We start from the raw sequence: 26,648 nt of genomic DNA, 5'->3' as shown, positions 1-26,648 counted from the left end.
GTCAGGTTTCTACACGGATGTAGAACATTAGGGTAACGCAGGAGCTGTTACCGAGAATAACCATGGCGTAAACTTAATGCCTTGCATACATGGGATGTAGACCTTAGATTTTGTTTGGAACGTAAAATCTGTGCCTAAATTGTTTTTAGTTCCCACTGAAACCTGCATATTGAATGATAACGGGTATATACCCATAACCATTCAAGCGCTCTGAAATAGCCTCTTGATTGATAACGGGTATATATTAATTAATGAAACTGAGGTAATAGAAATTTACTGGCCAATAGAACAAGCCAGTAAACTTGAAATTTGATTAAACTTTAACGTGTGAAAATTTGGATCGTGGCTGGCTCTAGATTTTTTCCTGTTACGGTTAGTGTTATTTCTCCTGGTGTATCGTTTGCTTGTAATATTGCTAATAAGCGTCCTTCAAATGCATATTCTTTGTTTTTTTCATATACGGGCAACTGAACATCCATATTTTTTGAAGAGCCGTTACCGTTACTAACTCCAAGCATTTTACCTTTGCCTTTAACACTAAAATATAGCAGGTTTTGTGCATGTGGTACTTTATTACCTTCTTTATCAGTTACTTGCACTTCTATTTGTGCTACATCTTGTTGATTTGAGCTTAAATACAATTTATCAGTAGTTAAATGTATTTTTTTAGGTTCTGATGTTGAGGTGATTTTTTGTTCTGCAATGATTTTTCCACCGCTGATCCCTACCGCTTTTACTTCGCCTGGATACCAAGGCACGTTTCTCCATTTCATTATACGGTTAGGAACATCAAGAGTACGTTGACGGCCAATAAATGTATCGTTTACATACAACTCTACTATTTCAGTATTAGCATAAGTAACTATATCAACGGATTCTTTTTCATGATGATCCCAACTTATAACTAAGTTAGGATATTTCCATTGTGGAAACCGGTCGATACCAGTTCGTTTCTTTGTTGAAGTATCTAAACCATGTTCATCAGGATCTTGTTTGTATACAGCAATATTAACAACAGGTTTATCCGACCACATGCTTTCGTATAATAGTGCACTAGGGGTGCTAAACCCGCTGGTATCTAATAGTCCTAAATCGGTCGCTATATCTGTTTCTCCCATATAGCTAATACCGGCCCAGATAAATGATCCTGTCATATATGGTTTATTTAGATAGTATAACCATTGGTTATTTTCGATAAATGCATTACGTTTAGTTTGTGTACTCATGTAATAACGATAACTTTCTGTACCAATAAATACTAGATTATTGTTTTTTGCTTCAAGTTCGCTATACCACTGTTCACCATAATTCATACCAAAAACATCTTGGTGTTTTGCTGCAGCCAGTAAATCGTCAGTTCTGATATCAAGATTACCGTCTTTACCCCGTTCAAGAGCTGAAGTAACAAGACGGCTTGGATCTTTTTTACGCACAAAATCAGTTAGTGTAGCTAGATGTTTTTGAACTGCTTTATCTCCTGCATCACCATGTTCGTTTCCTACACTATAAATAATAACCGATGGGTGGTTCCTATGTTGATCAATCGTTGCAGCAAAGTCTTGTTGCCAGTCTTTAATATGAAATGGATTGTAAGGAGCTTCCCATTTATCAGTAAATTCGTGCATAACTAAAAAGCCCATACGATCTAACATATCCATATATTCAGGAGCCATTGGATTATGAGCGGTACGAATTGCATTGACACCTATAGATTTGAGCTTTCTTAATCTACGTTCCCATACGGCTTCAGGAACCGCTGCACCAAGCGCCAAACCACCGTCATGGTGAACACATACACCTTTAATTTTTGTGGTTATACCATTTAGCGTGAACCCTTTTTCATGGCTAAAATTAATAGTACGCGCTCCAAAAGAGCTTATATAATCGTCTACCAGTTCGTTGTTTTGGATGATTTTTGATTGTGCATAATAGAGTGTAGGAGACTCAATTGACCATGTTTCAGGAGATTTTATAGCTAGGTTTTGTTTGATTGGGGTTGATGATTTTCCGTTAACTAACACTGAACTATTTACTGTTGCTACCACATCTCCTTCTGCTGTTTTGATTAATGTTTTTAATATGAAGTTTTGATCTGTTTTATGTTCATTAATAATAGTAGTTTCTATATTTACCGTAGCTTCCTGCTTATTAACTACAGGGGTTGTAATGAAGGTTCCCCAGTTTTTAACTCTTAATTTATTTGTTTTTATTAACCAAGTATGTCGATAAATACCTGAACCTGTGTACCATCGGCTATTAGGGCCCTTTGAAGTGTCGTTATTAACCCTTACCGCGAGAATATTTTGTTCTCCGAAATTAATGTGAGAAGTTAAATCAAAGTAACGACTTGTGTAGCCTTCTCGTTGTTGCCCTATAAGTTGACCATTAAGCCATATTTTTGCATTTAAATAGATTCCGTCAAATTGTATTTGAATTGTTTTGTTTTTGTCTGTTTCAGGCAAAGTGAATTCTTTTCGATACCAGCCAATACCACCAGGTAAATAACTATGTTTTTCTGTGGCTTGCAAATCAAAATCACTTTCGATACTAAAATCATGAGGCAGATTGATTTTTCGCCACAACGTATCGTTGTAATTGGGAGTAGAGAATTCTCCATCCCCTTTATTAAATTTCCAATTAAAATCAAAAAGCTCTTTCTTTCGCTTTTCCGTAAATTGTTCATTAGGATGATTCATAACAATTGTATTCTGTTTTATATCACTAATGTGTATTTTTTTAATATCGTATCCCGCAGCTTGAAGGATTAAGTATTTAGTATCTTTGTGAAGTGTTAACTGTATATCACCATGTAAATCACTTTTTACATGGTGATTTGTATTTAACCATTTAGCTTCGACATGAGCTATAGGTAGACCTTGATGGTTAATTATTTTAACTTGAAAGTTGGTGGCTAGTGATGCGGTATTATTTAATCCAATACAACTCGATGTGAGGCATATCAATATTACAGAAAGCAATAAACGGTAGATCATAATTTTATACAATAAAGAAGTGGGTCATCTATTGTATAGAGCAAGTGTGAAAAAAAATGTCAATATAAGTTCTTCTTATATTAATTTTTTGTCTATATACCCGTTACCAATCAAGAGGCTATTTCAGAGCGCTTGAGCGATATCAATTCAAGGCAATGATTTGTAATAATGGTCGCTCCCTTATAAAAAACATTGTTGATGAAGTGATTTTGCTCAAACGCTTCTTCGATGGGTCTAAAAACAATTTATGCCGCGTTATTAACTTTAGTCAGGTTACTATACGGATGTAGGACATTAGGGTAACGCAGGAGTAGTTACCGAGAATAACTATGACGTAAACTTAATGCCTTGCATACATGGGATGTAGATCTTAGATTTTGTTTGGAACGTAAAATCTGTGCCTAAATTGTTTTTAGTTCCCACTGAAACCTGCATCTTGAATGATAAAGGGTATAAGTAAAATATTTAGTTAAATGTAAGGAGAGTTTAAGCCGCTTTATTATGGCTGATTTATTTTCTTTTAGTTGTTAAGCGTTGCTTTAATTCGCTAAACTTTTCTTCGTCAAGGTCGTATTGCCTAAGAAGTAAATAACCAATAGCCGCTGAAACTAAAGTACCTCCTACTAAAAGTATCCTCATCATTAAAATGGAATTTTCTGTTTGTTCACCACCTTGTAACGCATCAAAGCCTATCAGGTTTAACATCAAGCCAGAGCTGATAAAAGCAATTGAGCCAGAAATAGCAATAATCCAATATTGTAACGAAGCAAAAAGTCCTTCACGTCGTACATTATGTTCTGCTTGATCGGCATCTATTTGGTCAGCAATCATAGAAGAAACAATTACCCCCATACAAGGCCATATGGCACAACATAAAATAGCATCTAAAATTAAGAACCAGTCGTTACCCGGTTGATAAATAAACCATTTAGCGACACCGCCAACCAAGGTAATACGGTAGGCCCATTTCATTGTGTTTATTTTTCCAATACGCGCGGAGAGTGTGGTTAAAACATATATAGCAATAACCCCAGCTAAAGCATAAGAGGTTGATAGTATCCCTTTAGATGTAGCTCCTGCTCCCACATCACCACCGTTCATATAATAAACTAAAACGTAGTAATCCATACTGGCGCCAAAGCTGCCTAAAGTTAGTTGTATAGCAATTAAACCGAGTAAAATTTTCATGTTTTTGTTTTTTACTATGGCTTTTAAACTTGCAAATAAAGGCTGTTTTTTTTCTACTTTTGTTTTTTCAAAGTGTCTTTCTTTTAAAAATAGGGCGGGTAACATGCCAAATAAACCTAAACCAATTAAAGCGACTCCCCAGCCAACAAATTTCATACCGATAACGATACCGCCAAATATACTTAATTTAGCTAATGGAAAAATCCAGTGGTAAGTTATACCGCCAAATTTAAGGAAATAAGTCACAAACGCCATTACGCGGGTTCGTTCGTGATAATCAACTGAAGCTTCATAAGCTAAACATTTCATAGGTAATGTCCAGCAGGCAGCAAATAAGTTGAACAATAAGGCCATTACAACAAAATAATAAAGCTGCTGACTTTCATTCCAATGTGTAGGTACCATCCAGATAAAGCCAAATACCACACAAGATAACCAAGGAAACACAAATAAAAATGGTCGCCGTCTTCCCCAAGGGGTATCTAATTTATCAGACCAATGGCCAATTAAAGGGGCAATGAAGCTAGCTATAAATACTGGAATTTTCATGGCTAAAGCTAAAAAGAAAGGATCGACACCTAGTGTCATTTGATAATAAGGAATAGCTAAAATACCAATCCCTTGGTGAGAGAAAAATATCCCAAGAAAACCTATACCCAATAAAATTTTTTGTTTGAGTAGTACGTTTTGATGTGTAGAGTTTAGATCAGATTGAACCATATTCTATTGTATCTTAGCGTACGTTAGGGTAGCGCAATATAATCATAAAAAGAGTGTTTTCTTAATTTTTGGGGGGATAAATATAGCTGTTAATTAAATTAACACAAATATTAATTTATACCAATTTTTTCAAAATTTTAAAGATTTAATATCTTTAATTTTACGGATGTTTTTATGTAATAGGCGAGCGCTATTATTTTTGTGATAACCAATATTACATTGCCAAAAAATTATTTTTATTAAATTAAGCTTTAAAATTCTTTTAAGATGGCATTGATTACTACTTGTTATTTTTCCTTACATTTAGCTTAAAGTATTTAATTGACACTTTTTTTAAATAAGTTTAACTTAATAAGGATAGCGCTTTCCTTTTTTGTTTTTGATCTATTATCGAAAAAGATAAGGAAATAAAAAGCTCTCTTGAAGTACTTTTGATCAAATAATATACATGTATGTTTAATATAAAGTTTAATCAATTAGTGTTGGCTATACCAACGTTGCATGATTACTTATATTGAGAATTTCCACAAGGTAAGCAATTGCCTCAAGCCATGATAGATGGAAAATAAGACGTTTATTTAAAAGTAATCGAGTAAAAGGCTATAAAGAGGTTGTTGAACATTAAGACTTATCAACTGACCTTTGCGAACAACATAACCTAACGGAGCAACATCCTGATCTTGTTAAAAATAGAGTGTGTTAATGGATGAAAGTCGTTCATGTTCAGGTATCGATCGTTAAAATTTTGATTAATTAAAAAGTTAATTCGTTTGGCATAGTCTCGTTTAGCTAGACTGTGCATTATTATTTTAAGGTAAATAAAATGTGGTCAAAAATTATAGGTTGTGTTGCACTTATCTGCTTAACAGCGTGTGTGAATAAAGACGCAGCTCAAACTCAACAGCAAAATCCGCAAGTCAATAAAGCGCGCCCAAATATTTTATGGATTTACATAGAAGATCAAAACGCTTGGAATAACGCGTGGGGTGATTACACCGTATCAACACCTAACGTAAAACAGTTTGCAGACACGGGCGTTCGTTTTACGAATACAAATCAGCCAGCTCCTGTTTGTTCAGCAACACGTTCAGCCTTAATTACTGGGCAATATCAAACAACATTAGGGGTTCACGAACATCGCTCATATCGTTCAAGTTATAACGGTATGTTTTTACCTAAAGGTTATAAAACTGTACCTGAATTATTTATTGATGCCGGTTATCAAACATTTAACATTGGTAAAGACGACTACAATTTTAAATACGATAGAAGCAAGTTGTACAATGCCCATAAAGGTTTTGCTGGCTTTCAAGGGGCTCACGATGGTGAAAAATTTGATTGGGCTAAACAATTAAAAAACAAACCATTTTTCGGGCAAATACAACTTAAAGGCGCTAAACATAATACTCCTCATATGGACAAAGCAGGCGTACCTAAAGTTGATCCGGCAAAAATGATACTCCCTCCATATTATGCCGATACACCAGCAACACGTTATGAATGGGCAAAACATTACCGAACGCAAGTTATGTCTGATATAGAATTAGCTGAAATACTTAAAGAATTAGCTGATAACAATATACTAGAAAACACCGCAATATTTTGGTTTTCAGATCACGGAATGGGCTTATTACGTCATAAACAAGAGCTATACGAAGACGGCGTAAAAGTGCCTTTAGTGATCAACTGGCCAGCGGGTAACAAATCACTTAGAAAAAAAGGTGCAGTCCGTAACGAACTTGTTAGCGGTTTAGATATTCCAACTACCAGCTTAGCACTGGCAGGTATCACCGCTCCAGATTACTATGATGGAGAAAACTTGTTTTCAGATGAGTTTACAGGCCGTGAATTTTTAATTTCTGCTAAAGATCGAATGGATCATACTTTTGATCGTTCAAGAACTGTTCGCACTGAAAAGTATCGCTACATTAGACAATTTCATCCTGAACTTTCAAGCGCTCAACCTCAGTATCGCGATAAAAAAGACTTTTCAATGGAATTTCATGCTTTATTTGAACAAGGTAAACTAACACCTGCACAAGCAGCTTATTTTTCAGCTACTAAACCAGTAGAAGAGCTATACGACTTAGATTCTGATCCACATCAAATTCATAATTTAGCTTTATTGCCTGAATACGCAACAGAATTAAAACGTCATCGTCAAATTCTACTCAACTGGATTGCTGAAACTGATGATAAAGGCGCTTATCCAGAATCAGACAAAGCGATTAAAGAAGTACTCGATATGTGGGGTAAATATTGCGTAAGTGCACAGTGTGAAAGCTACCGAAAACGTAACTCCGATACGTTGAAGCTAAGAGGCGATCAAGTATATCCTCCAGTTGAATGGCCTGCTTATATGCCAAAACCTAAAAACTCATATTACGAAAAATTAGAAAATATATATCGTGTAAAAAATCAGTAAGTAAATCAAGTAGGGCAAATACATCCATATTATTTGCCCTTGCTTCCATTTAAAAGTGATTAAAATTGTTTTAACAAATGATCACTCACTATTTTAAAAAATAATTCAGAGAGATGCAGTGAAAACTAAAATAATAACTATTGTCATAACTGCTTTAGCGCTTAGCGCAGTAAATGCTTATGCTAAACAAACCTTGATTTTTGAACATACAACTGAAGACATGACCCCCATAGTGCGTGCCGCATTAGAAAAGGTGGTAGATAAAGACCTGAAAATTGTTTTCAAAAAAGGTACTTACAAATTTTTACCGGATTACGCTTTAAGTAAATACCGAGCCATAACTAATCATGGCAATGGTATGAAAAAAATAGCGTTTGCATTAGAAAACTTTAATTCAGTAGAAATTGAAGGTAACAACGCTGAATTTATTTTTCATGGTCAAATGGCACCTTTTCAGTTGTATAACAATAATAAAGTTAACGTAAGTAACTTAACTATTGATTGGGATATTCCATTTACTTTTGTCTCTGAAATTATTGCGATAAATAAAGAAAAAGGCTATCGCGACGTTAAACCATGGACGGGCAGTCATACTTGGAAAGTTGAAAAAAATCAGATCCGTTTTCCTGATGTAGACGGTTTTAATTATGAATACCTAGGTTCGACTTTAGCATGGGAAAAAGAAAAAAAACGTGTTGTCCACGGTGGTTTTGATTTAAAAAGTACACCCAAAAAAGTTGATGACTTAGGTAATGGCGTTCTCAGAATTTATGAAAAACTTAAGCATTACCCGCCAATAGGATCGTTAACCAGCTCTAAAGGCGATCGTGAAACGCATCGTTATGCTCCAGCTTTTCAAACTAAAAATTCCAAAAATGTCGTGTTTAACAATGTGATTGTTCATCACGCATTAGGTATGGGCTTTTTGTTTGAAAGAACAGACAATATCAAAATATTAAATTCTGGGGTTTACCTTCGTAACGGCGCGCAACGACTTATTTCATCAACGGCAGACGCAACACATTTTGCTAATTGTAAAGGCGACATATTGATTGAAAATAGTCGTTTTGAAAATATGCTTGACGATGGAACCAATGTACACGGCACTTATACGCTAGTAGATAAAGTGATAAATGAGCACACCGTAAGAATAAAGTTTGGCCATTTTGAACAACTCGGTTTTGAGTTTGCAGGTGTTGGCGACGAAATGTGGTTCATCCATCAACCTAGTGTAAAACGTGCAACAACCAACATTGTAAAATCAGTCAAAGTCATCAATGAATTGTATACTGAAATTACCTTCGAGCAGCCATTACCTAAACAGTTAGTTGAAAACGACTTACTTGAAAATAAAACATGGAATCCAACGTTTACTATGCGTGGAACCAGTATAAGCAACCACAGAGCAAGAAACATCGTATTAAAAACACCACTAAAAACCGTAATTGAAAATAATCACTTTTCTTCCATGATGTCAGCTATTTTATTTCGTGGGGAAACCTATTATTGGTTTGAGTCTGGCGTAGTTGAAGATGTGCTTATTCGAAATAATACCTTCGATTATGTTGCCTACGCAGGTGCAGAACATGCTGTTATGTATATAACCCCAAGGCTTGGGAAAAACTTTAATCAAGACGAGCTATACGACCAAAATATACGCTTCGAAAACAACACAATAAACAGTTTTGGCCACCGAATTATTTGGGCTGATCGCGTAGACGGTTTAGAAATTCGTAATAATATTATTAAGAAAAACATTAATAAACCGGTACTTCATCCTAACCGACCTTTATTTGAATTTGTAAATAGCCGTAATGTTGTATTAGAAAATAATCAATACATTGGCGAACATCAACAAGTCATTAAAGCAGACAAAAAATCAGAAACTACATTAAAAAATGATGGTTCAATAAAATAAAATATTTGAGATTAAAACATGAAACATTTATTAAAAAATAACAAAGCACTACCACTACTTATAGCAGGCTTTACCACTTGTTTGCTTGTATCAGCTAGTGGCTATACAAAAAATAGCGTAAACGCAGAATCAAATACACAAGTAGAGCAAAAAAAACCTAACTTTGTGTGGTTAGTGTCTGAAGATAACTCTAAAGACTACTTAAAGTTATATAATCCAAAAGGGGCAGAAATGCCTAACATTGAATCTTTAGCTGAACACGGCTTAGTATTTAATAATGCGTTATCTAACGCAGCTGTATGTTCAACAGCACGTACTACCTTAGCCTTAGGCGCATATCCAGCTAAATTGGCTATGGAATATCATCGTCCTTACCAAAATATCAACTTACCTGAGGGTTTAAGCACAATAAGCGATTATTTAACTAAAGCAGGGTATTTCACTACTAATAACTACAAAGAAGATTATAATTTTGTTGAACCTGAAAAACACTGGAGTGCTTCAGTAAAAGGTGCCGATTGGCGTAATCGTAAACCTAACCAGCCTTTCTTTCATATGCAAAGCTGGAAAACAACACATGAACACAAATTACACTTTCCAGCATCAGATGTTAAAGAGCATCCAACAAAGCACGATCCTAAAAATGTCGCTTTAGCGCCAATTCATCCAGACACAGAATTGTTTAGATACACTCATGCACGCTATTTAGACTTACACCAACAAATGGATGAAGAAATTGGTGTTATTATCAAACAGCTTGAAGATGAAGGTGTTTTAGAAGATACCTTTGTATTTTACTTTGGTGACCATGGTGGTGTATTACCTGGTAGTAAAGGTTTTATCTACGAACGTGGCTTAAATGTACCGCTTGTTGTACGTGTTCCAAAAAACTTCCGTTATTTACTTCATGAAGACCTACAAGGTAAGTCTGAAACTCGTGTCGATGGTTTAGTGAACTTTATCGATTTTGCTCCCACCTTACTCAAGTTAGCGGGGTTACAAGGTTCAGAGCTACAAGACGGACAGCCATTTTTATCAAAAGATCTTAGCTTACCAGAGCTGAATAAACGCGATACACATTTTGCCTTTGCTGACCGATTCGACGAAAAATACGACATGGTGAGAAGCTACAGAAAAGGTAAATACAAATACATACGTCATTACCTACCATTTAACCCTGACGGACTCTTTGCAAGTTATCGCTACAAGCAAGCAGCTTACAAAGAATGGAAAGATTTATACGAAGCAGGAAAGCTAAACGACGTTCAAAGCCAGTTTTTTCAAACAAAAGCGGTTGAATCGTTATATAACGTAGAAGACGACTTTTATGAAACAAAAGACTTAGCTCAATTACCTGAATTTAAAAACACCTTAGTAGAAATGCGTCATACCCTACAAAACCAACTACAAAGCATGCCAGATCTTGGTTTTTATCCTGAATATCATTTAGCTACAGAAGCCAAAGAAGACGTGATTGGTTTTGGTGAGCAAAGCAAAGATGAAATTAAAACATTAATAGCAACAGCTGACTTGAGTTTAATGCCTTATAGCAAAGCAGAAGAAGGGCTTAAAAAGGCCTTAAATTCAACAAACGAATGGCAGAGATATTGGGCATTAAATAGTACACTTACCTTTGCTGAACAGGCTAAAGCTTTATTACCGTTAATTGAAAAAATAAAGCAAACAGATAGCAACATGTTAAATCGCGCTCGCGCTATTCAATATTTAGCACTTAATGCAGGTAAACCACCCGTAGCTGATTTACAAAATGTTATTGCAAAAACATCTGATACGGCGCAAATATTAACAATGTTAAACATAGCAACTCAGCTACACGATGCACTGGGTGTAACATTTGATATTCCATTTAGAAAAGAATGGAAAAAACCAGGTAAAAACGTAAAAGATCCAGCAGAAAACTGGCGACAACGAACTATTTTTAGTTGGTTTGATGCAAGAGTTAGCTATTTAAAAACAAAATAAACTGATAGTTTTTAGGTATATACACGAGTATTTTAAATAAAAAAACTCTAAAATAATAAGTACAAGGCTCTACATTCAGTAGGGCCTTTTTTATATCTATTTTTATTGAGAATATGTCAGTTGTCGAAATTAAGCCGTTAGAAATATGCCTAAAAGTAATGAACGCTTTAAGGGGATTCAGCAACCCAAGCACATTGATACTTATTTTTTCTTTGATCTGCTTCTTTTTGTTCTGGTTATATTTGACTTTTTAACCGTTTTCTTTTTCTTAGTTTGTATAGGGGCTTTTGAAAACTCTTTATGAAAAGGCTGTTCTGTAACAACAGGAATAGCTTTCCCTATGCTGCTTTCAATATTCGTTAATTGCCTTACATCATTTTCTACCGCAAACGAAATAGCCTTGCCATTTTTACCTGCGCGAGCAGTACGTCCAATACGGTGTATATAGTTTCTGGGGTCTTCAGGAAGGTTATAGTTAATAACTAACGTAATATTATCAACATCAATACCACGAGCTGCTACATCTGTTGCAACTAATACTCTTAACGTAGAATCTTTAAAGTTTTGTAAGGCTTCTTCTCTAACGGCTTGTGTTTTTCCACTGTGAAGGCTAGCGGCAGTTATTGATTCTTTTTCTAGTGCTTTAACAATGATATCAGCGCCATATTTTGTTTTACAAAAGATCAGCACTTTTTCATATTCAGGCTTTGTTAGAATATTAAAGAGTAAAGGTACTTTATTCGATTTATCAAGGTGGTATACGCTTTGATTAACTAAGTCGAGAGTCACTGTTTCCGCAGCAATTTGAACTTTGGTTGGAGCTGTTAATATGGTTTGTGCAAGTATCTCTATTTCCGCTGGCATAGTTGCTGAAAATAACAGTGTTTGCCGCTTCTTTGGTAATTTAGATATGATGCTTTGAACATCGTTAAAGAACCCCATATCAAGCATGGTATCTGCTTCATCTAATACAAATACTTCTAATGCTTCAAAGTTTATATCGCCCGTTTCAATTAAATCTAATAATCTACCGGGGGTAGCCACTAAAATATCAAGCCCTAGTGCGATAGCGTCAACTTGTGCTTGTCTACCTACACCACCATAAACCACTTTGGTTTTAAGCTCTAAGCCATCAGAATAGTCATCAATGTTTTGCATTATTTGCGAGGCAAGTTCACGTGTGGGCGTTAGTATGAGCGAACGCGTGCTCTTAGCTTTGATATCAATTTTATTTTGGCCAAAATTATTGATAATAGGTAATGAAAAAGCCGCTGTTTTTCCTGTTCCCGTTTGCGCGATACCAAGAAGGTCAAAGCCTCTAATAAGAGCAGGAATACATTCTTTTTGGATCGGTGTGGGCTGCGTATAACCTTTAAGAGTAACGCGATCAATAATTGACGGTAAAAGTGAAAATGCTTTAAATTCTGACATGCGTTTCGGGATTCTTTAATTAATAGCCGACTATTCTAACAGAATGCTTGAACATGTTTAAGATGTATTCATGTGGTGGTTTGTGATGAACCTATACAAAACAGCTCACAATAAACAGTGCGATAATCAATAGCTCCGAACATTTTATTTTTCTTTCACAAATATCTTTTTAATGATGAGGTCATTTAAAAATGAGGATTACAGTCATGTTAATTGGATGCTATTCATGTTTATCATCTTTTATTTATAAATCAGCAAATAATCATCAAATTATAAAATCGATTATACCGAGTGTGGGTTAGTTATCTATTAGGCTACATTTTGCTTTTTATCGCCGTATTTCAATACTAAAGTTAATTGGATTTTATGGTGAAGGGAAGGGCTATTTCAATTAATAGAAAGTTATCACGTAAGCTGGGTAGTTACGTGATTGTTTATGCTGATTTGAATGATTACCTGATTAAAGCGATCCCCTTTAATCAAAGCAGACTTAGTCGCTTGTACTCGCATAAGGAAAGTTAGGATTATAAGTTGATGATTCTTTAAATAGCTTCTTATAGCGTTTTACTTTTTCAGGGTATTTAGTCGCTAAGTTTTGAGCTTCAGAAATATCATCGTTTAAGTTATATATTTCAATTTTTCCTTCAGAGCCAACTTGTACTGCTTTCCATTGACCTTCTCTAATCGCTTTTAATATACCTGTTTTAGGATTTTTATTACGTTGTTCTTCCCAGTAAAGGTAAGGGTGCTGTTTTTGTTTACTTTGTTGCTCTAAGTAGGTGGGTAAAATAGAGATACCATCGGTTACCTCAGGGATGTTAGCGCCAGCAACTTCAGCGAAGGTTGGCATAAAGTCTTGAAAGCCACCAATGTGATGGCTAACTGTGCCGGGTTTTATTTTGTTAGGCCATACCGCTATGTGAGGAACACGTATTCCGCCTTCGTAAAGGTCACGTTTAAATCCACGTAATAAACCATTACTGCTAAAAAATTTATAATCATGATTGGCTTCGCCATGGCCACCATTATCACTGGTCAATACGATTAGTGTGTTTTCAAGTTCACCAATGGTTTCTAAATGTTTGATCAGGCGGCCTACTTGTTTGTCCCAAAGGGTTATTTTTTTAGCGTGATGCTTTTCTGCTTCAGCCCAGTCTTTGTCAGCAAACATTGATTTGTTTCTTAACATTGGCTCATGAGGGTGTGGTGTGCGGTACGACATAAAAAGGAAGAAAGGCTTATCTTTTGTTCTTACTGTGTCTAAGTATTCAGTTGCAAAGTTAGTACGAAATTCGTCAATGTTGTCCCACTTTGTATAGTCGTATAATTTTTTGTCGTTAATACCGTTGATCCAATGAGCGGTTTCATCAAAATATATTTTACTGTCGTTACGTTGCCATTGTTCTTGCACTGCGTAATCGAAGCCTCTTGAATAAGCCCATGTATCTAAATCATTTGGATTTTCTAAATGCCATTTACCAATAAAGGCGGTTTGATAGCCGGCGTTTTGCATCATTTGACCAAGGGTTAATTCGTCTTTGCGTAATGAAACACGGCCCCAACGGTTATCTTTTTTGTAAAAACCTTTGTTACCGCGAATAGTATTATGCCCAGCGTGCTTACCTGTCATCAGTACTGCTCGAGAAGGAGAACATACGGCGTTCCCAGCATAAAAATCGGTAAACTTTAAACCTTGAGCTGCTAGCTTATCTATTTCTGGCGTTTTAATGGTTTGTTGGCCGTAACTGCCAAGTTCACCGTAGCCTAAATCGTCAGCTAATAAAAAAAGAATGTTAGGCTTTTTAGCTTCAGTACTTGCCAATAATGGCATGCTTGTTAGTAGGCTTAATATGAGTAGCCCCGTGGTGTATTGAAAACGTGTTTTCATTATTTAACTTTCCTGATTTATGCTGTTATATAGATAGTAAAACAAAAATAAAAATAAAGTAATATTTTTAGATAGCGCTATCCTAAACTTGTCTTTTTTGTTTGTTTTTTATTGGGTGTTTTTGTTGGTGTTTTTTGTTTTATGTTGTTGTTTTATAAATGTTAAGTTTTATTTTTTTAAGCTGGTTTTTTATTAGGGATAGCGCTGATTTTATTTTGTCTGGAAAATTATAAGGTGGTGCGGTAGTATATTGAGCAAATTAAGTTTCATTAATGTAAATTAAAATAGTGAAGGTTTGTATGATAACCAAAAAGTCTCTTATATCTTTAGCCTGTGTTGGTTTTGCTTGTTTGTTAACTACGGCTTGTTCTGAAATGAAGTCTGATAGTGGTCAAGCAGCACAAGATGAAAAACAAAATCCACTGGTGAGTGTAAAATCACAAAAAAGCAGTAAGCCTAATATTGTAATTTTTTATGTAGATGATTTAGGTTACGGGGATTTAAGTAGTTATGGCATGACACAAGCCCAAACACCTAATGTAGATGCTTTGGCCAAGGAAGGCATCCGTTTTACTGATTCTCACAGTTCAGCGGCAACGTGTACTCCGTCTCGTTACTCTATGTTAACGGGACAATATGCTTTTCGTAATAACGCGGCAATTCTTCCGGGAGATGCACCGTTAATTATTGATCATACCAAACCAACCTTACCTAAAATGTTAAAACGTGCTGGCTATAAAACAGCGGTTATTGGTAAGTGGCATTTAGGTTTAGGCGTAGGGGAAGTTAATTGGAATGAAGCGGTAAAACCGGGTCCATTGGAGTTAGGTTTTGATTATAGCTTTTTAATACCAGCAACCGGTGACCGCGTACCTACAGTTTATCTAGAAAACCATCATGTTGTTGGCTTAGACAAAAACGATCCTATCACTGTAAGTTATAAAGAACGTATTGGCGACCGTCCGGTTGGCACTGAACGTCCAGATTTATTAAAACAAACTGCGGATTTACAACATAGTGCTTCTATCATTAATGGTGTAAGCCGTATTGGTTGGATGGCTGGTGGTAAATCTGCTGAATGGGTCGATGAAGACTTCCCATTTGTTTTTACTAATAAAGCCATTAAATTTATTCAAGAAAGTAAAAATGAACCTTTCATGTTGTTTTTCCCGTTTCACGATATTCATGTACCTCGTTCACCTAATAAAATGTTTGCCGGTAAATCAGGTATGGGGCCTCGTGGCGATGCGATATTGCAAATGGATTGGATGACAGGAAAAGTTGTTGATGAACTTAAAAAACAAGGTATTTACGATAATACATTAATTATATTCTCAAGTGATAATGGCCCTGTTGTTGACGATGGTTATTTTGATCAATCAGTAGAGCTTATTGGTGATCACGATCCATCAGGTGGATATAGAGGCGGTAAATATAGTGCTTATGAGTCAGGTACTCGTGTACCTATGATAGTGACTTATCCAAATGGTTTGAAAAAGTCAGGCGAAAGCAGCGCACTTATTAGCCATATCGATTTTTATAAATCACTTGCTGAATTAGCTGGCGTTGAATTAGCTGAAGGTGAAGCAATTGACAGTGAAAATGTTTTACCTGCTTTATTGGATTCAACAATAGCTGGTCGTGAAGATATGTTAGAAGAGTCGTTTACTTTATCTATTCGTAGCGGAGACTGGAAATACATTGCACCATTTAGTGGCTCAACACCTGATTGGTTAGCAAATAAAACCGCAATTGAAAATGGCTTACAAGCTGAACCTCAATTGTTCGATTTATCAAAAGATGCTGCAGAGCAAAATAATGTGGTTGCACAACATCCAGATTTAGCGCAAATGTTACAAGCTAAAATTGATCAAATTAAAGCATTAAAATAACGGTACTCTGTTTATAAACAGATACGATAAAAGCGAGAATTAAGCTTATGTTATTTTGCTTAGTTCTCGCTTTTTTATTAGCTAAATAAATGATTTTTATAACAATTTTAACTGGGTGTGCGAGTATGAATTATGGTTAAGTGTATTATTTTTTTACTATCACTAAGTGTTATTAGCTGTAGTTTTTCGCCAGATATTATTCAACCAAAAAATACGAGTATTACTGTTTCAGACTATGGCACGTTAAGCTCTGGTGAGCTAATTAAGCAATATGAATTAATTACCAACAGTATTCGCGTTAAAGTGATTAATTACGGCGGGATAATCACTAATATTGAAGTGCCAGATCGTAATGGCATTTGGCAAGACGTTGTACTTGGCTACGACAATTTAGCTGACTATGAACATAAAAATCGTTTTTTTGGAGCGTTAGTAGGACGCTATGCTAATCGTATCGAAAATGGTATGGCAACAATAAACGATAAAACTATTCAACTAAATATTAACCGTCCCCCACATCAATTACACGGTGGTCTTAAAGGGTTTGATAAAAAAGTATGGCAAGCTGAAACAGAAAAAAAGAATCATAGCGTTGCTCTACATTTACGCTTAATAAGCCCAGATGGTGACGAAGGTTATCCCGGCGAATTACACGCTAAAGTAAGTTATATTGTCACTCAAGACGGCAAACTTATTGTTGAATACAGGGCAAAAACAGATAAAGACACATTGTTTAATCCAACTCAACATAGTTACTTTAATTTATCAGGTAATGGAAATACCGACATCCTTGATCATCAACTTACCCTTAATGCTAAAACTATGCTTGAGCTTAATTCTGAGTCTATTCCAACAGGAAAATTTATAAACGTCACAAATACCCCTTTCGATTTTCAACAAGCTAAAACTGTGGGTCAAGACATACTAAAAAATCACAAACAGTTACAAATTGGTAAAGGTTATGATCATTATTTTTTAGCTAAAAATAAACGTGGTGAATTAACAGATATTGCGCATTTATATCATCAAAAAACTGGGCGCTCTTTAAAAATATCAACTACTGAGCAAGGTGCTCAACTTTATAGCGCTAATTACTTAAATAACAGCGTTATAGGTAAAAATAATATTCCATCAAAACCCCATCAGGGCCTTTGTATAGAAACGTCTCAGCTACCTAATGCTCCTGCACAAGCGCTGTTTGAAACTTACGTATTATCGCCATCAACCCCGTTTTATTCTGCAACGGTATTTGCTTTTTCTGCAGATTAATAACAGATATTTTATAAGTAAGTGGTGATATTTAAATGGTTGAATTTTTATTTTTTCAATCGAATTTTGATAGTAAAAGTTCGAGTATGAGTGATTTCTTAGATGTTAAATCAAATTAAATCAATAAAGTTTAAATATGCTCAATTGTGCAAATTGAGAAATAAATGTATTTTAAGGCAAACGTTATACTTAAGTGCAAATATGATTAAAGTTGTTAGTATTTTCCTTTTTATTTCATTAACAAGTTGTAGTGCTAATATTAGCCAAGAACAAAAACATTCAGTTTCACATCTTGCTGACTTGGCTTCGACCAATTGGTTAAACCAGTCACAACAATTTTTACCTGAAGGTGAAGATTTAGAATGGGGTATGCAACTACCAACGCAAGCGCAAGAATTATTGCAGCTGGCTGAAAAAAACAATCCTCAATTAAGTATTACCGCACTTAGAGTAAAGCAGGCGATCACTGATTACGAAATAGCTTCGGGATCTCTGTGGCCTGAAATTAATTTACAAACCTCTAAACGTGTTAATCAAAGTTTATCGTCAAGTGGTGATTTAACTAAATCGACTAATCAATTAGCAACGTTAGGTGTTGGTGTTAATTGGGAGCTCGATTTATGGCAAAAATTAGCCAGCACTGAAAAGCAAAAAACATGGACAGCTAAAGCCCAACAGTTTGCACTTGTTGCTGCAAGGCAGTCGTTACAATCGCAGGTGTTGATAACTTACTTAGAAGTTATTGAACAAAACAATTTACTTAAATTAAATAGAAATCATATAGAGAATCAAAAACGTCGTTTAAATATGTCGATAACACGTTTAGATAATGGTTTATCTACAGGTATTGATATACGTAATGCTAAAACCAATTTGTACCGTTTGTTAGAAAGCCAAAAAAGAATAAATTACAAACGTGAGCAAGCTAAGCGCCGACTCAATTTATTACTTGGTAATTACTCAGAACAAAAACTCGATCTACAACTTACCTTACCTGAATTACAACAAGGCATTAATTTATTAGCTCCTAAAGATATTTTACTTAATCGACCTGATGTTCGAGCTGCAGAAGCAACACTAATTGCTGCGGGATACAGTTGGGACGTAGCCAAGAAAAAAATGTTACCTAAACTAACACTTAATTTTAACTACGATGCTAGACGCGCAGATGCCAGTGAATTATTCGATATCAATTACTGGCTAGGTTCTTTAACAGCTTCATTAGTACAACCTGTTTTTTATCAAGGTGTGTTAAGTAAGCAAGCTGAAAAAGCTTATTTACAGCAACAAATACAATTTGAGCAGTATAAAGCTACGCTGTTAGATGCTTGGCAACAAGTTGAAGCCGCTATTCAAAACGAAAGTTTATTAAGCCGTCGTCAAGAATTATTAGAAAAAGCTTTTCATGAAGCAAAAGAAGCAGAAAGGCAAACAGAAGATCAGTATAACGTGGGGGTAACAAATAGCTTTGAATTGTTATCAGCACAACGAACACGCACCGCAGTAGAAGTAGATCTGATGGTATTATCAACAGCTCGATTGAAAAATAGAATCCAACTTATTCTCGCCTTAGGCGTACCTCAATCATTAACTAAGTCTATATAATTATGTTAAAAGTTAAACTTGTCGACTCAATTCCCTTTATCGTTATCGTAAGCCTTATTTTAACGACATTATACGCATTAGATGTATTTAAGCCGGTTGCTGAAAAAAATAACTACAAACCCAAAAAGCTTAAAGTGTTTGTTGAAAAATCGCACCTGCAAGACATACAACTCTTTGCTTACAGCCAAGGCGAAGTTAAACCAAAACAACAAGTCGATTTACGCAGCCAAGTAGAAGGGCGATTACTTTTTGTTGCCGCTAACTTAGTAGAAGGTGGCCGAGTGAATAAGGGCCAGTTGCTATTAAAAGTAGATGATAGTGATTACTTATTAAATGTTATTCAAAGTGAAGCTAAAGTCGCACAAGCTAAACAACAGCTAGAAAAAGTTAGAGCGCAAGCTAACGTTGCTAAACAAGAGTTAGTTAATTTAGGACGTGACAATGCAAACGATTTAGCCCGTTGGTTGCCACAACTAGAACATGCTGAAGCAGAGCTTAAATCAGCTAAAGCACAGTTAGACAAAGCCAAGTTAGATTTAGAGCGTACAGAAATTTTAGCGCCATTTTCTGGTGTAGTAAGAAGCGAAAACGTAAATGTAGGTCAACAAATTAACCGAAACACTACGCTAACCTCTATTTATAATGCTGAAATAATGGAAGTAAACTTAGCTTTAAATGGCAAACAATTGTCTATTTTAGAATTGCCTATCGACTTTTATCAAGAAGATTACAACAAAGGTGTAGATGTTACTTTTAGTGCTGAAATGGGTAATCAAATATTGTCGTGGCAAGGTCGTATTGTTCGTACTTCTGGTCAATTTGATCCACGTACTCGTACCTTAAACGTTATTGCTGAAATTCATCAAAATCAAAATAAAAGTAATATTTTACCTGGGTTATTTGTCAACGGAAAAATCAAAGGAAGTGTAGTTCACAACGCAAGCACCTTGCCTCGGACTGCCGTCAGATCAAGTAATAGAATTTGGTACGTTGACGAAGAGAGCAACCTACAAGTTAAAACGATCGAACTGATCCACCGAGACGATCAATCTGTTGTGGTTAAAGGCATAGCTAACAATACCGATATTATTATTTCAGCCTTAGTTGCGCCCACACCGGGTATGCCTGTTAAGCCGTTACAAAATAAACAGCAAATAGATATTCAACAGGCAAATACAGCGGATGATGCAAACAGAAAAGAAATAAACACGAACACCGCGGTTAAAAAGAACAAAAATAAGAAAAATAGAAAAAAACAAATCACCAATGAAGGGCTAGGAGCATGAGGTCAGTTGTTAGTTGGTGGGTAAAAAATCCTATCGCGGCTAACCTTGCCATGGTTAGCTTAATTGTTGCTGGTTTAGTTAGCTATTTTTACAGTATTGAAAAAGAACCTTTCCCGACTGAAAAAATGGCCATTATGGACATTAATATGCGCTGGCCGGGCGCAGGCCCAAGAGATATTGAAGACCAAATTATTGTGCGTTTTGAAGACGCGATTAAAAACGTTGAAGGTATTAAACGTGTTGTATCAAGAGCTTTAGAAGGCAAGGCTTCAATAACCGTTACCGGTAAAGAACGAGTTGATAAGCGTAAGTTTGCCGAAGAAATAAGAGAAAAAATAAATTCGGTTAACGGCTTGCCCAGTGACTCAGAACGTCCCGTTGTAACAGAAAGAACAAATCGTAAAGAAATGATCCGCATTGCACTGCATGGGCAAATGGAACGAGAAACTTTAGCTGCTTTATCCCATCAAATTCGTCAGCAAGTTTCAGCTTTACCACTGATTTCTAGTGTAGTTTTAAAAGGTGAAGGTAGATACGAAGTCGCTATTGAAGTCACCGAAGAAGCAATGTCTACCTACGACATTACCATTGATGAAGTTTCTACTGCCATTCGTAACTCTTCTATTAATATTTCTACTGGTACTGTTCGTGACGAAGCTGGCGTATTAATGTTGTCGGTAAGAAACCGAGCAGACGAGCAGCAAGAGTTTGAAGACATTGTTATTAGGCAAAATAAAGATGGCGCTACCTTATATCTTCGTGATGTTGCTCAGGTAAAAGACGGTTTGGCAGATACACATTTTATTTCTACTTTTGATGGCGAACCGGCCATTTTAATCGATGTGCTGAACAGTGATTACATGGACATTCCTAGCATGTCTAAGAACGTTCATGACTTTGTTAATAAAAAAAATGCGCAATTACCTGACGGTGTAAAACTTACCATTTGGTCTGATTGGAACGAAGCTTACCAAGGACGCTTATCTACTATTTTTACTAATGCGTTAAGTGGTCTAGCTTTAGTGTTTGTTCTACTTTTACTCTTTTTACAACCTAAAATTGCTTTATGGGTAAGTGCTGGTATTGGTACAGCCTTTGCTGCTAGCTTTGCTTTATTACCTACCTTTGATGTATCGCTAAACATGATCTCACTTTTCGCCTTTTTAATGGTAATAGGTATTGTGGTTGACGATGCTATTGTTATTGGTGAAAGCGTTCATTTAAGTCATGAAGCTGGCTTAGACGGAGAAGAGGCGGTAATTGAAGGGGTTGCTCAAGTGGCAAAACCTGTGTTGTTTGGTGTATTAACTACGGTAGTGGTGTTTGCTCCTATGGCTTTTTTACCAGGTAATACCGCAGAGTTTACTCGTGCTATCGCCACCGTTGTTATTTTGTCTTTATTGTTTTCACTTTTTGAAGCTTTATGTATTTTACCTTCGCATCTTCGCCACTTGAAGCACCAAGATCCTAATGCGAAGCAATCAAAGTTGGTGCGTATACAAGCTAAGTTTGCAGGAAGTTTAGAATGGCTGAATCAACATATCTATATGCCTTTACTTACATGGAGCTATAAGTACAAACACAGCGTTTTAGCTTTGTTTATTGGTAGTTTATTTATCGGGCTTAGTTTGTTAAATAATAACTATATTCATAAGTCTTTTATGCCACAAATAGCCGACGACAAAATAAGGCTGATAGTAAATCTACCTCCCACAGCAACGCACGAACGTATGTTGCAAGTGCTTAGTCAAATTCAATTAGGGCAACAAGCACTCTTAAATTATGTTGAAACCATGGAAAATCCGCAACTGGTTGAACATGCATACACACAGCTATCTTTAACACGCATTGTTAGTGAAATAAAATTAGTAAGCTTTGAGCAAAGGGCGATGAATATTGAAGAAGCCTCAGCCAAGCTGCAAGAGTTTATTGGTGATATACCTGATGCGGAAGAAATCGAACTTAAATCTACTCTAAACACACAAGAACCTAAAATTGGTTTTAGTTTTAATTCGCAAAATATTGAAGCATTAAAAGATGCAGTAGAAGACTTTAAACTACATTTAGCGACTTATTCAGGTGTTTATTTATTACGAGATAATATGGATAAAGGCAGTCAGGAAATGATCTTTCATTTAAAACCTGGCGCAGAAGCATTAGGGTTAAGTATTAAAGAAGTTAGTAAACAAATTAAACAAGCCTACTTTGGTCAAGAAGTTCAACGACTGCCTAAAGTAGGTGGTGATGTAAAAGTTAAAGTAATGTATTCGCAAGTAGAGCGTGAGTCGATTGAAACGTTAAATCATTTAAAAATAAGAAGTCGAGACGGCCGAACTATTCCCCTTATGGCGGTTGTTGATTTAGAAATTCATGCTGGCATACAACGTATTATACGAATAGACGGTTACAAGTCGGGTTATGTTTACGGGGAATACTCTGGCGATGATAGAGCTGCCATGATAAACGACATAAAAGATAACTTTCTACCTCAATGGCAAAAGCGACACCCGCAGGTAGGTTTTGGTCGTGGCGAAAGAATGCAGGCAGAAGACGAATTTCAACAAACCGTTATTGTGCTAGAAGGTTTAGCTATAATGGTCGCTTATATGCTAATGGCTATTGCATTTCGTTCTTACAGCCAACCGTTACTGATCATGTCAGCGATACCTTTTAGTTTTTTAGGTGCTTTATTAGGACATCTTATTCATGATGTAAGCTATGGCATGTTTTCAATGTTAGGTATTTTGGCTGCCTCAGGTGTTGTTATCAACGACAACCTCGTATTAGTTGATGCAATTAATCGATTCGTTAAAGAAGGTAAAAACGCAAAAGATGCTGTTTTCCTGGCATGTAAAACTCGATTTAGGCCAATTTTATTAACATCTTTAACTACCTTTATTGGCTTAATGCCTATGCTATCAGCACAAAGTGTTCAAGCTAAGTTTTTGATCCCTATGGTAGTGTCTTTAGCTTATGGTGTTATCGCGGCAACTATTATTACCTTAGTCTTTGTGCCATGTCTTTACTGGGCAAGTGTCGGGCTGAACGAAAATTGGCAAAAATGGCGTAAACGTATACTTAATGAAGATATTCCTGCTTTAAAGGAATAAAAACATAAAAGTCTAATAGAATATAATACTTCAATTGCTATCAGAGCTAATTCACGTTTATTATATTAAAAATAATGGAATATGAACGATTAGATGTATGAGTAAAAAAGTTGTTATTTTTTCTGGCGCTGGAATGAGCGAAGAAAGTGGTATTAATACCTTTAGAGATGCTGATGGATTATGGGAAGGCCATGACTTTTTAACGGTTGCTTCCTTAGAGGGCTGGCATAAAGATCCTCAGTTGGTTCTTGATTTTTACAATGAAAGAAGACGACATTTATATAATGTATCGCCCAATTCAGGTCACCTCGCTTTAGCTGAATTAGCTAAATACGCAAACGTTTCTATTGTTACGCAAAATGTCGATAATTTACATGAAAGGGCTGGCAGTAAAAACGTTATTCATTTACATGGTGAATTACTGAAAAGCGAAAGTTCAGCTAACCCCGATCTTACTTTTGATTGTTTAGGGGATATAACTTTAAAAGATAGATGTCCGTTAGGTAGTCAACTAAGACCCCATATTGTTTGGTTTGGAGAAGCGGTTGATAAACTAGACAATGCGATAGCTGAAGTAATGTCTGCAGACGTATTTATTATTATCGGAACATCCTTACAAGTTTATCCTGCGGCAGGCTTAGTGTCGTTTATAGGACCTAAGGTTCCTGTATATTATATTGATGTAGACCCCGCCACAAACTTAGAACTAGAGTCAGTTGCAAACCTTACTGTTATTAAAGATACCGCAGCAAACGGTGTTCCAAAATTAGTTAAATCGTTAAAGGAGAATTTTCTTTAATTTTCTAATGGTTGCTTAACCTAATTTTCTAATGATTTACCGTAAAGGATTATTGTTTTAGCCCTTCGTCATCGAACATAGGTGAATGAGTAGGTAAAAAGGAAAACTTATGAAGTTAGATAAGCAGGCTTTTTTAAAACTTAGTTGTGCTGCTGGTGTTGCAACAGTAGTGAGTCAAGTGCATGCATAATCATCTAAAGCAACGAGTGTATCGGTAAATTCACTTGGACTTAAAAATATAACGAATAACGCCATTCCGATTTCAGTAAAGAAAGATTAACCAGAATTAAAAAAGCTCAAGCTTTATGTTTTAGAGAGCAAACTATTTACGTAAATATCACGCTTTTGAAAAGAGTGAACTGACGATAAGTCGTGACTAAAAGTTAAAAGTATTTTTTTGAGTATTTAAATAGAAATTGGTTGCGGGAGCCACTTATTTTGAAAAGAGTGAACTGACGACCTAGGTCGTATATCCCATCATTAATTTATTGTAATTTTAATTAATATAAGAATTGGTTGCGGGAGCCAGATTTGAACTGACGACCTTCGGGTTATGAGCCCGACGAGCTACCAGGCTGCTCCATCCCGCGTCCGAATGAACTTCTTAAGAAATAAGAAGAAAGCCCTAAAGGTTTTAATTCTCTTTAGAAGAACAACTCTTTTATACTTGAGTAAAAAGTTGGTTACGGGAGCCACTTATTTTGAAAAGAGTGAACTGACGACCAAGGTCGTATATCCCATCATTAATTTATTTTGATTCTAATTAATATAAAGAATTGGTTGCGGGAGCCAGATTTGAACTGACGACCTTCGGGTTATGAGCCCGACGAGCTACCAGGCTGCTCCATCCCGCGTCCGAATGGTTTAAGTAAAACTTAAACAAGCCAGTAATTTTTTATTTCTATTACTAAAGAAAGTTAACAAAAGTAGGTTTTAAACCTGTCCCCTGAGAACGAGGCGTATACTAAGGATTGTTAAAGAATATTGCAACTAGTTTATGTCATTTTTATGATATTTTTTCGACTTAGTTGGTTCTTTAATCAAATCGTTCGTTATTTGAATACTATATTAAAGTAGGAAGGAATTTATGGCTAAGGAAATAAGAATTTATGAGTGTTACACAGCTGAAAAATTATTCAGCTGTGTAGACGTAAAGAATAAATAATCCGAATTCAGGTTAAACAGGTTTTAATACAGTTTATTGCCCCAGCTTAATTTATTACGTAATACAGTAAAGTAGTTGTGATCAAGTGGATGAATTAATCGAATAGAATTCTCACTTTTCTTAATAATAACTTCATCACCAGGCATTACAGATAAAATTACATGACCATCGCAACTTACTTGCAGATTTTCGTAGTTTTCATTTGCGAGTACTAATTTAATTTCACTATTACCATCAACCACAATAGGCCGACTTGTTAAGGTATGTGGAAACATGGGAACTAATGATAGAGCGTTTAAATTGGGTGTTAATATAGGTCCACCTGCCGACATCGAATAAGCGGTTGAACCTGTAGGTGTAGAAATAATTAAGCCATCTGAGCGTTGGCTAAACATGAAGCTATTATCGATATACACTTCAAATTCGATCATGTTAGCAACTTTACCTGCATGTAAAACCGCTTCGTTTACGGCACTGTTAGAACTTTTCAGTTTACCGTGTCGGTAAACTTCTGCTTCAATAATAAAGCGTTGTTCAGATCGTGACTCGCCTTTTAAAATAGCTTCAAGGGGTTCTAATACATTATCGGGGGATAAATCTGTTAAAAAACCTAAATTACCTCGGTTTACACCAATTACACCAATATTGTAGCAAGCTAAAACTCTAGCCGCGCCTAGCATATAACCGTCGCCGCCAACTACAATGGCAAGATCTGCTAATTCACCAATCTCAGTTAACGGATGAACAGACATATTTTTAATATCTACCGATTGAGCGACAGAGTGCTCAACAACCACATGATAATGGTTTGAATGTAAATATTCATGTAATGCCTCAATAGTTGCTTTCGCACCTTCATGTTGAGGTTTACCAATTAATCCTACGGTTTTATATAAATGAGACATAGTGTTTTTTAGTATAATTTAGCTAGGCTATGCGAAGTAGTATACAAAGTTTCGCTGGTATTTATCTCATT

14 protein-coding genes and 2 tRNA genes are annotated in these 26,648 nt (G+C 35.8%); 9 read left to right on the top strand and 7 right to left on the bottom strand.

The window, feature by feature from the left end:
* Positions 1-320: 320 nt before the first annotated feature.
* Both B0X80_RS12025 and B0X80_RS12020 read right to left on the bottom strand, forming a co-directional pair.
* Positions 321-2,993, bottom strand: a complete 2,673-nt coding sequence (locus tag B0X80_RS12025; RefSeq protein WP_077340589.1) for a glycoside hydrolase family 2 TIM barrel-domain containing protein — start codon at positions 2,991-2,993, stop codon at positions 321-323.
* Between the two features lie 510 nt (positions 2,994-3,503).
* The gene (locus tag B0X80_RS12020) at positions 3,504-4,901 is read right to left on the bottom strand and encodes an MFS transporter (RefSeq protein WP_077340587.1); all 1,398 of its coding nucleotides are present in this window, start codon (positions 4,899-4,901) and stop codon (positions 3,504-3,506) included.
* 823 nt (positions 4,902-5,724) lie between these two features.
* On the opposite strand from B0X80_RS12020, the gene B0X80_RS12015 reads away from it, so the two are divergent.
* From B0X80_RS12015 to B0X80_RS12005, 3 genes are all read left to right on the top strand, one after another.
* On the top strand, positions 5,725-7,326 hold the full coding sequence (locus B0X80_RS12015) for a sulfatase family protein (protein ID WP_077340585.1): 1,602 nt from the start codon (positions 5,725-5,727) through the stop codon (positions 7,324-7,326).
* 118 nt (positions 7,327-7,444) lie between these two features.
* A complete protein-coding gene (locus B0X80_RS12010) occupies positions 7,445-9,244 on the top strand; it encodes an alpha-1,3-galactosidase-related protein (protein WP_077340583.1) in 1,800 nt (599 codons plus the stop codon).
* An 18-nt stretch (positions 9,245-9,262) separates the two neighbouring features.
* A complete protein-coding gene (locus tag B0X80_RS12005) occupies positions 9,263-11,227 on the top strand; it encodes a sulfatase family protein (RefSeq protein WP_077340581.1) in 1,965 nt (654 codons plus the stop codon).
* Between the two features lie 201 nt (positions 11,228-11,428).
* Here B0X80_RS12005 and B0X80_RS12000 read toward each other — a convergent pair whose 3' ends face one another.
* Both B0X80_RS12000 and B0X80_RS11995 read right to left on the bottom strand, forming a co-directional pair.
* A complete protein-coding gene (locus B0X80_RS12000; protein WP_077340579.1) occupies positions 11,429-12,658 on the bottom strand; it encodes a DEAD/DEAH box helicase in 1,230 nt (409 codons plus the stop codon).
* 490 nt (positions 12,659-13,148) lie between these two features.
* A complete protein-coding gene (locus B0X80_RS11995; protein ID WP_077340577.1) occupies positions 13,149-14,546 on the bottom strand; it encodes a sulfatase-like hydrolase/transferase in 1,398 nt (465 codons plus the stop codon).
* Between the two features lie 299 nt (positions 14,547-14,845).
* Between B0X80_RS11995 and B0X80_RS11990 the strand changes: the two genes are divergently transcribed.
* The 6 genes from B0X80_RS11990 to B0X80_RS11965 all read left to right on the top strand — a co-directional run bounded on the left by B0X80_RS11990 (position 14,846) and on the right by B0X80_RS11965 (position 24,507).
* Positions 14,846-16,438, top strand: coding sequence for a sulfatase family protein (locus B0X80_RS11990; RefSeq protein WP_077340575.1), 1,593 nt, complete (start codon positions 14,846-14,848; stop codon positions 16,436-16,438).
* 132 nt (positions 16,439-16,570) lie between these two features.
* Complete coding sequence (locus B0X80_RS11985) at positions 16,571-17,707, top strand: aldose epimerase family protein (RefSeq protein WP_077340573.1); 1,137 nt, start codon at positions 16,571-16,573, stop codon at positions 17,705-17,707.
* 201 nt (positions 17,708-17,908) lie between these two features.
* Complete coding sequence (locus B0X80_RS11980) at positions 17,909-19,312, top strand: TolC family protein (RefSeq protein ID WP_175623935.1); 1,404 nt, start codon at positions 17,909-17,911, stop codon at positions 19,310-19,312.
* Between the two features lie 2 nt (positions 19,313-19,314).
* The gene (locus tag B0X80_RS11975) at positions 19,315-20,598 is read left to right on the top strand and encodes an efflux RND transporter periplasmic adaptor subunit (protein WP_077340569.1); all 1,284 of its coding nucleotides are present in this window, start codon (positions 19,315-19,317) and stop codon (positions 20,596-20,598) included.
* Entirely contained in the window at positions 20,595-23,708 is a 3,114-nt protein-coding gene (locus B0X80_RS11970) for an efflux RND transporter permease subunit (RefSeq protein WP_077340567.1), read from the top strand. The genes B0X80_RS11975 and B0X80_RS11970 overlap by 4 nt, the downstream gene beginning before the upstream one ends.
* 97 nt (positions 23,709-23,805) lie before the next feature.
* Entirely contained in the window at positions 23,806-24,507 is a 702-nt protein-coding gene (locus B0X80_RS11965; RefSeq protein WP_077340565.1) for an SIR2 family NAD-dependent protein deacylase, read from the top strand.
* A gap of 513 nt (positions 24,508-25,020) precedes the next feature.
* Here the strand turns inward: B0X80_RS11965 and B0X80_RS11960 are convergent.
* From B0X80_RS11960 to nadK, 3 genes are all read right to left on the bottom strand, one after another.
* Positions 25,021-25,097 (bottom strand) — tRNA-Met (locus B0X80_RS11960).
* A gap of 187 nt (positions 25,098-25,284) precedes the next feature.
* Positions 25,285-25,361 (bottom strand) — tRNA-Met (locus B0X80_RS11955).
* 334 nt (positions 25,362-25,695) lie between these two features.
* The gene (nadK, locus tag B0X80_RS11950) at positions 25,696-26,577 is read right to left on the bottom strand and encodes an NAD(+) kinase (RefSeq protein ID WP_077340563.1); all 882 of its coding nucleotides are present in this window, start codon (positions 26,575-26,577) and stop codon (positions 25,696-25,698) included.
* Positions 26,578-26,648 lie beyond the last annotated feature (71 nt).

Origin of the sequence: Pseudocolwellia agarivorans (assembly GCF_002000085.1) — a bacterium.
GTDB classification, from domain to species: domain Bacteria; phylum Pseudomonadota; class Gammaproteobacteria; order Enterobacterales; family Alteromonadaceae; genus Pseudocolwellia; species Pseudocolwellia agarivorans.
The sequence above is the reverse complement of the archived record's forward strand: the minus strand, read 5'-3'. Positions and strand labels throughout refer to the sequence as shown.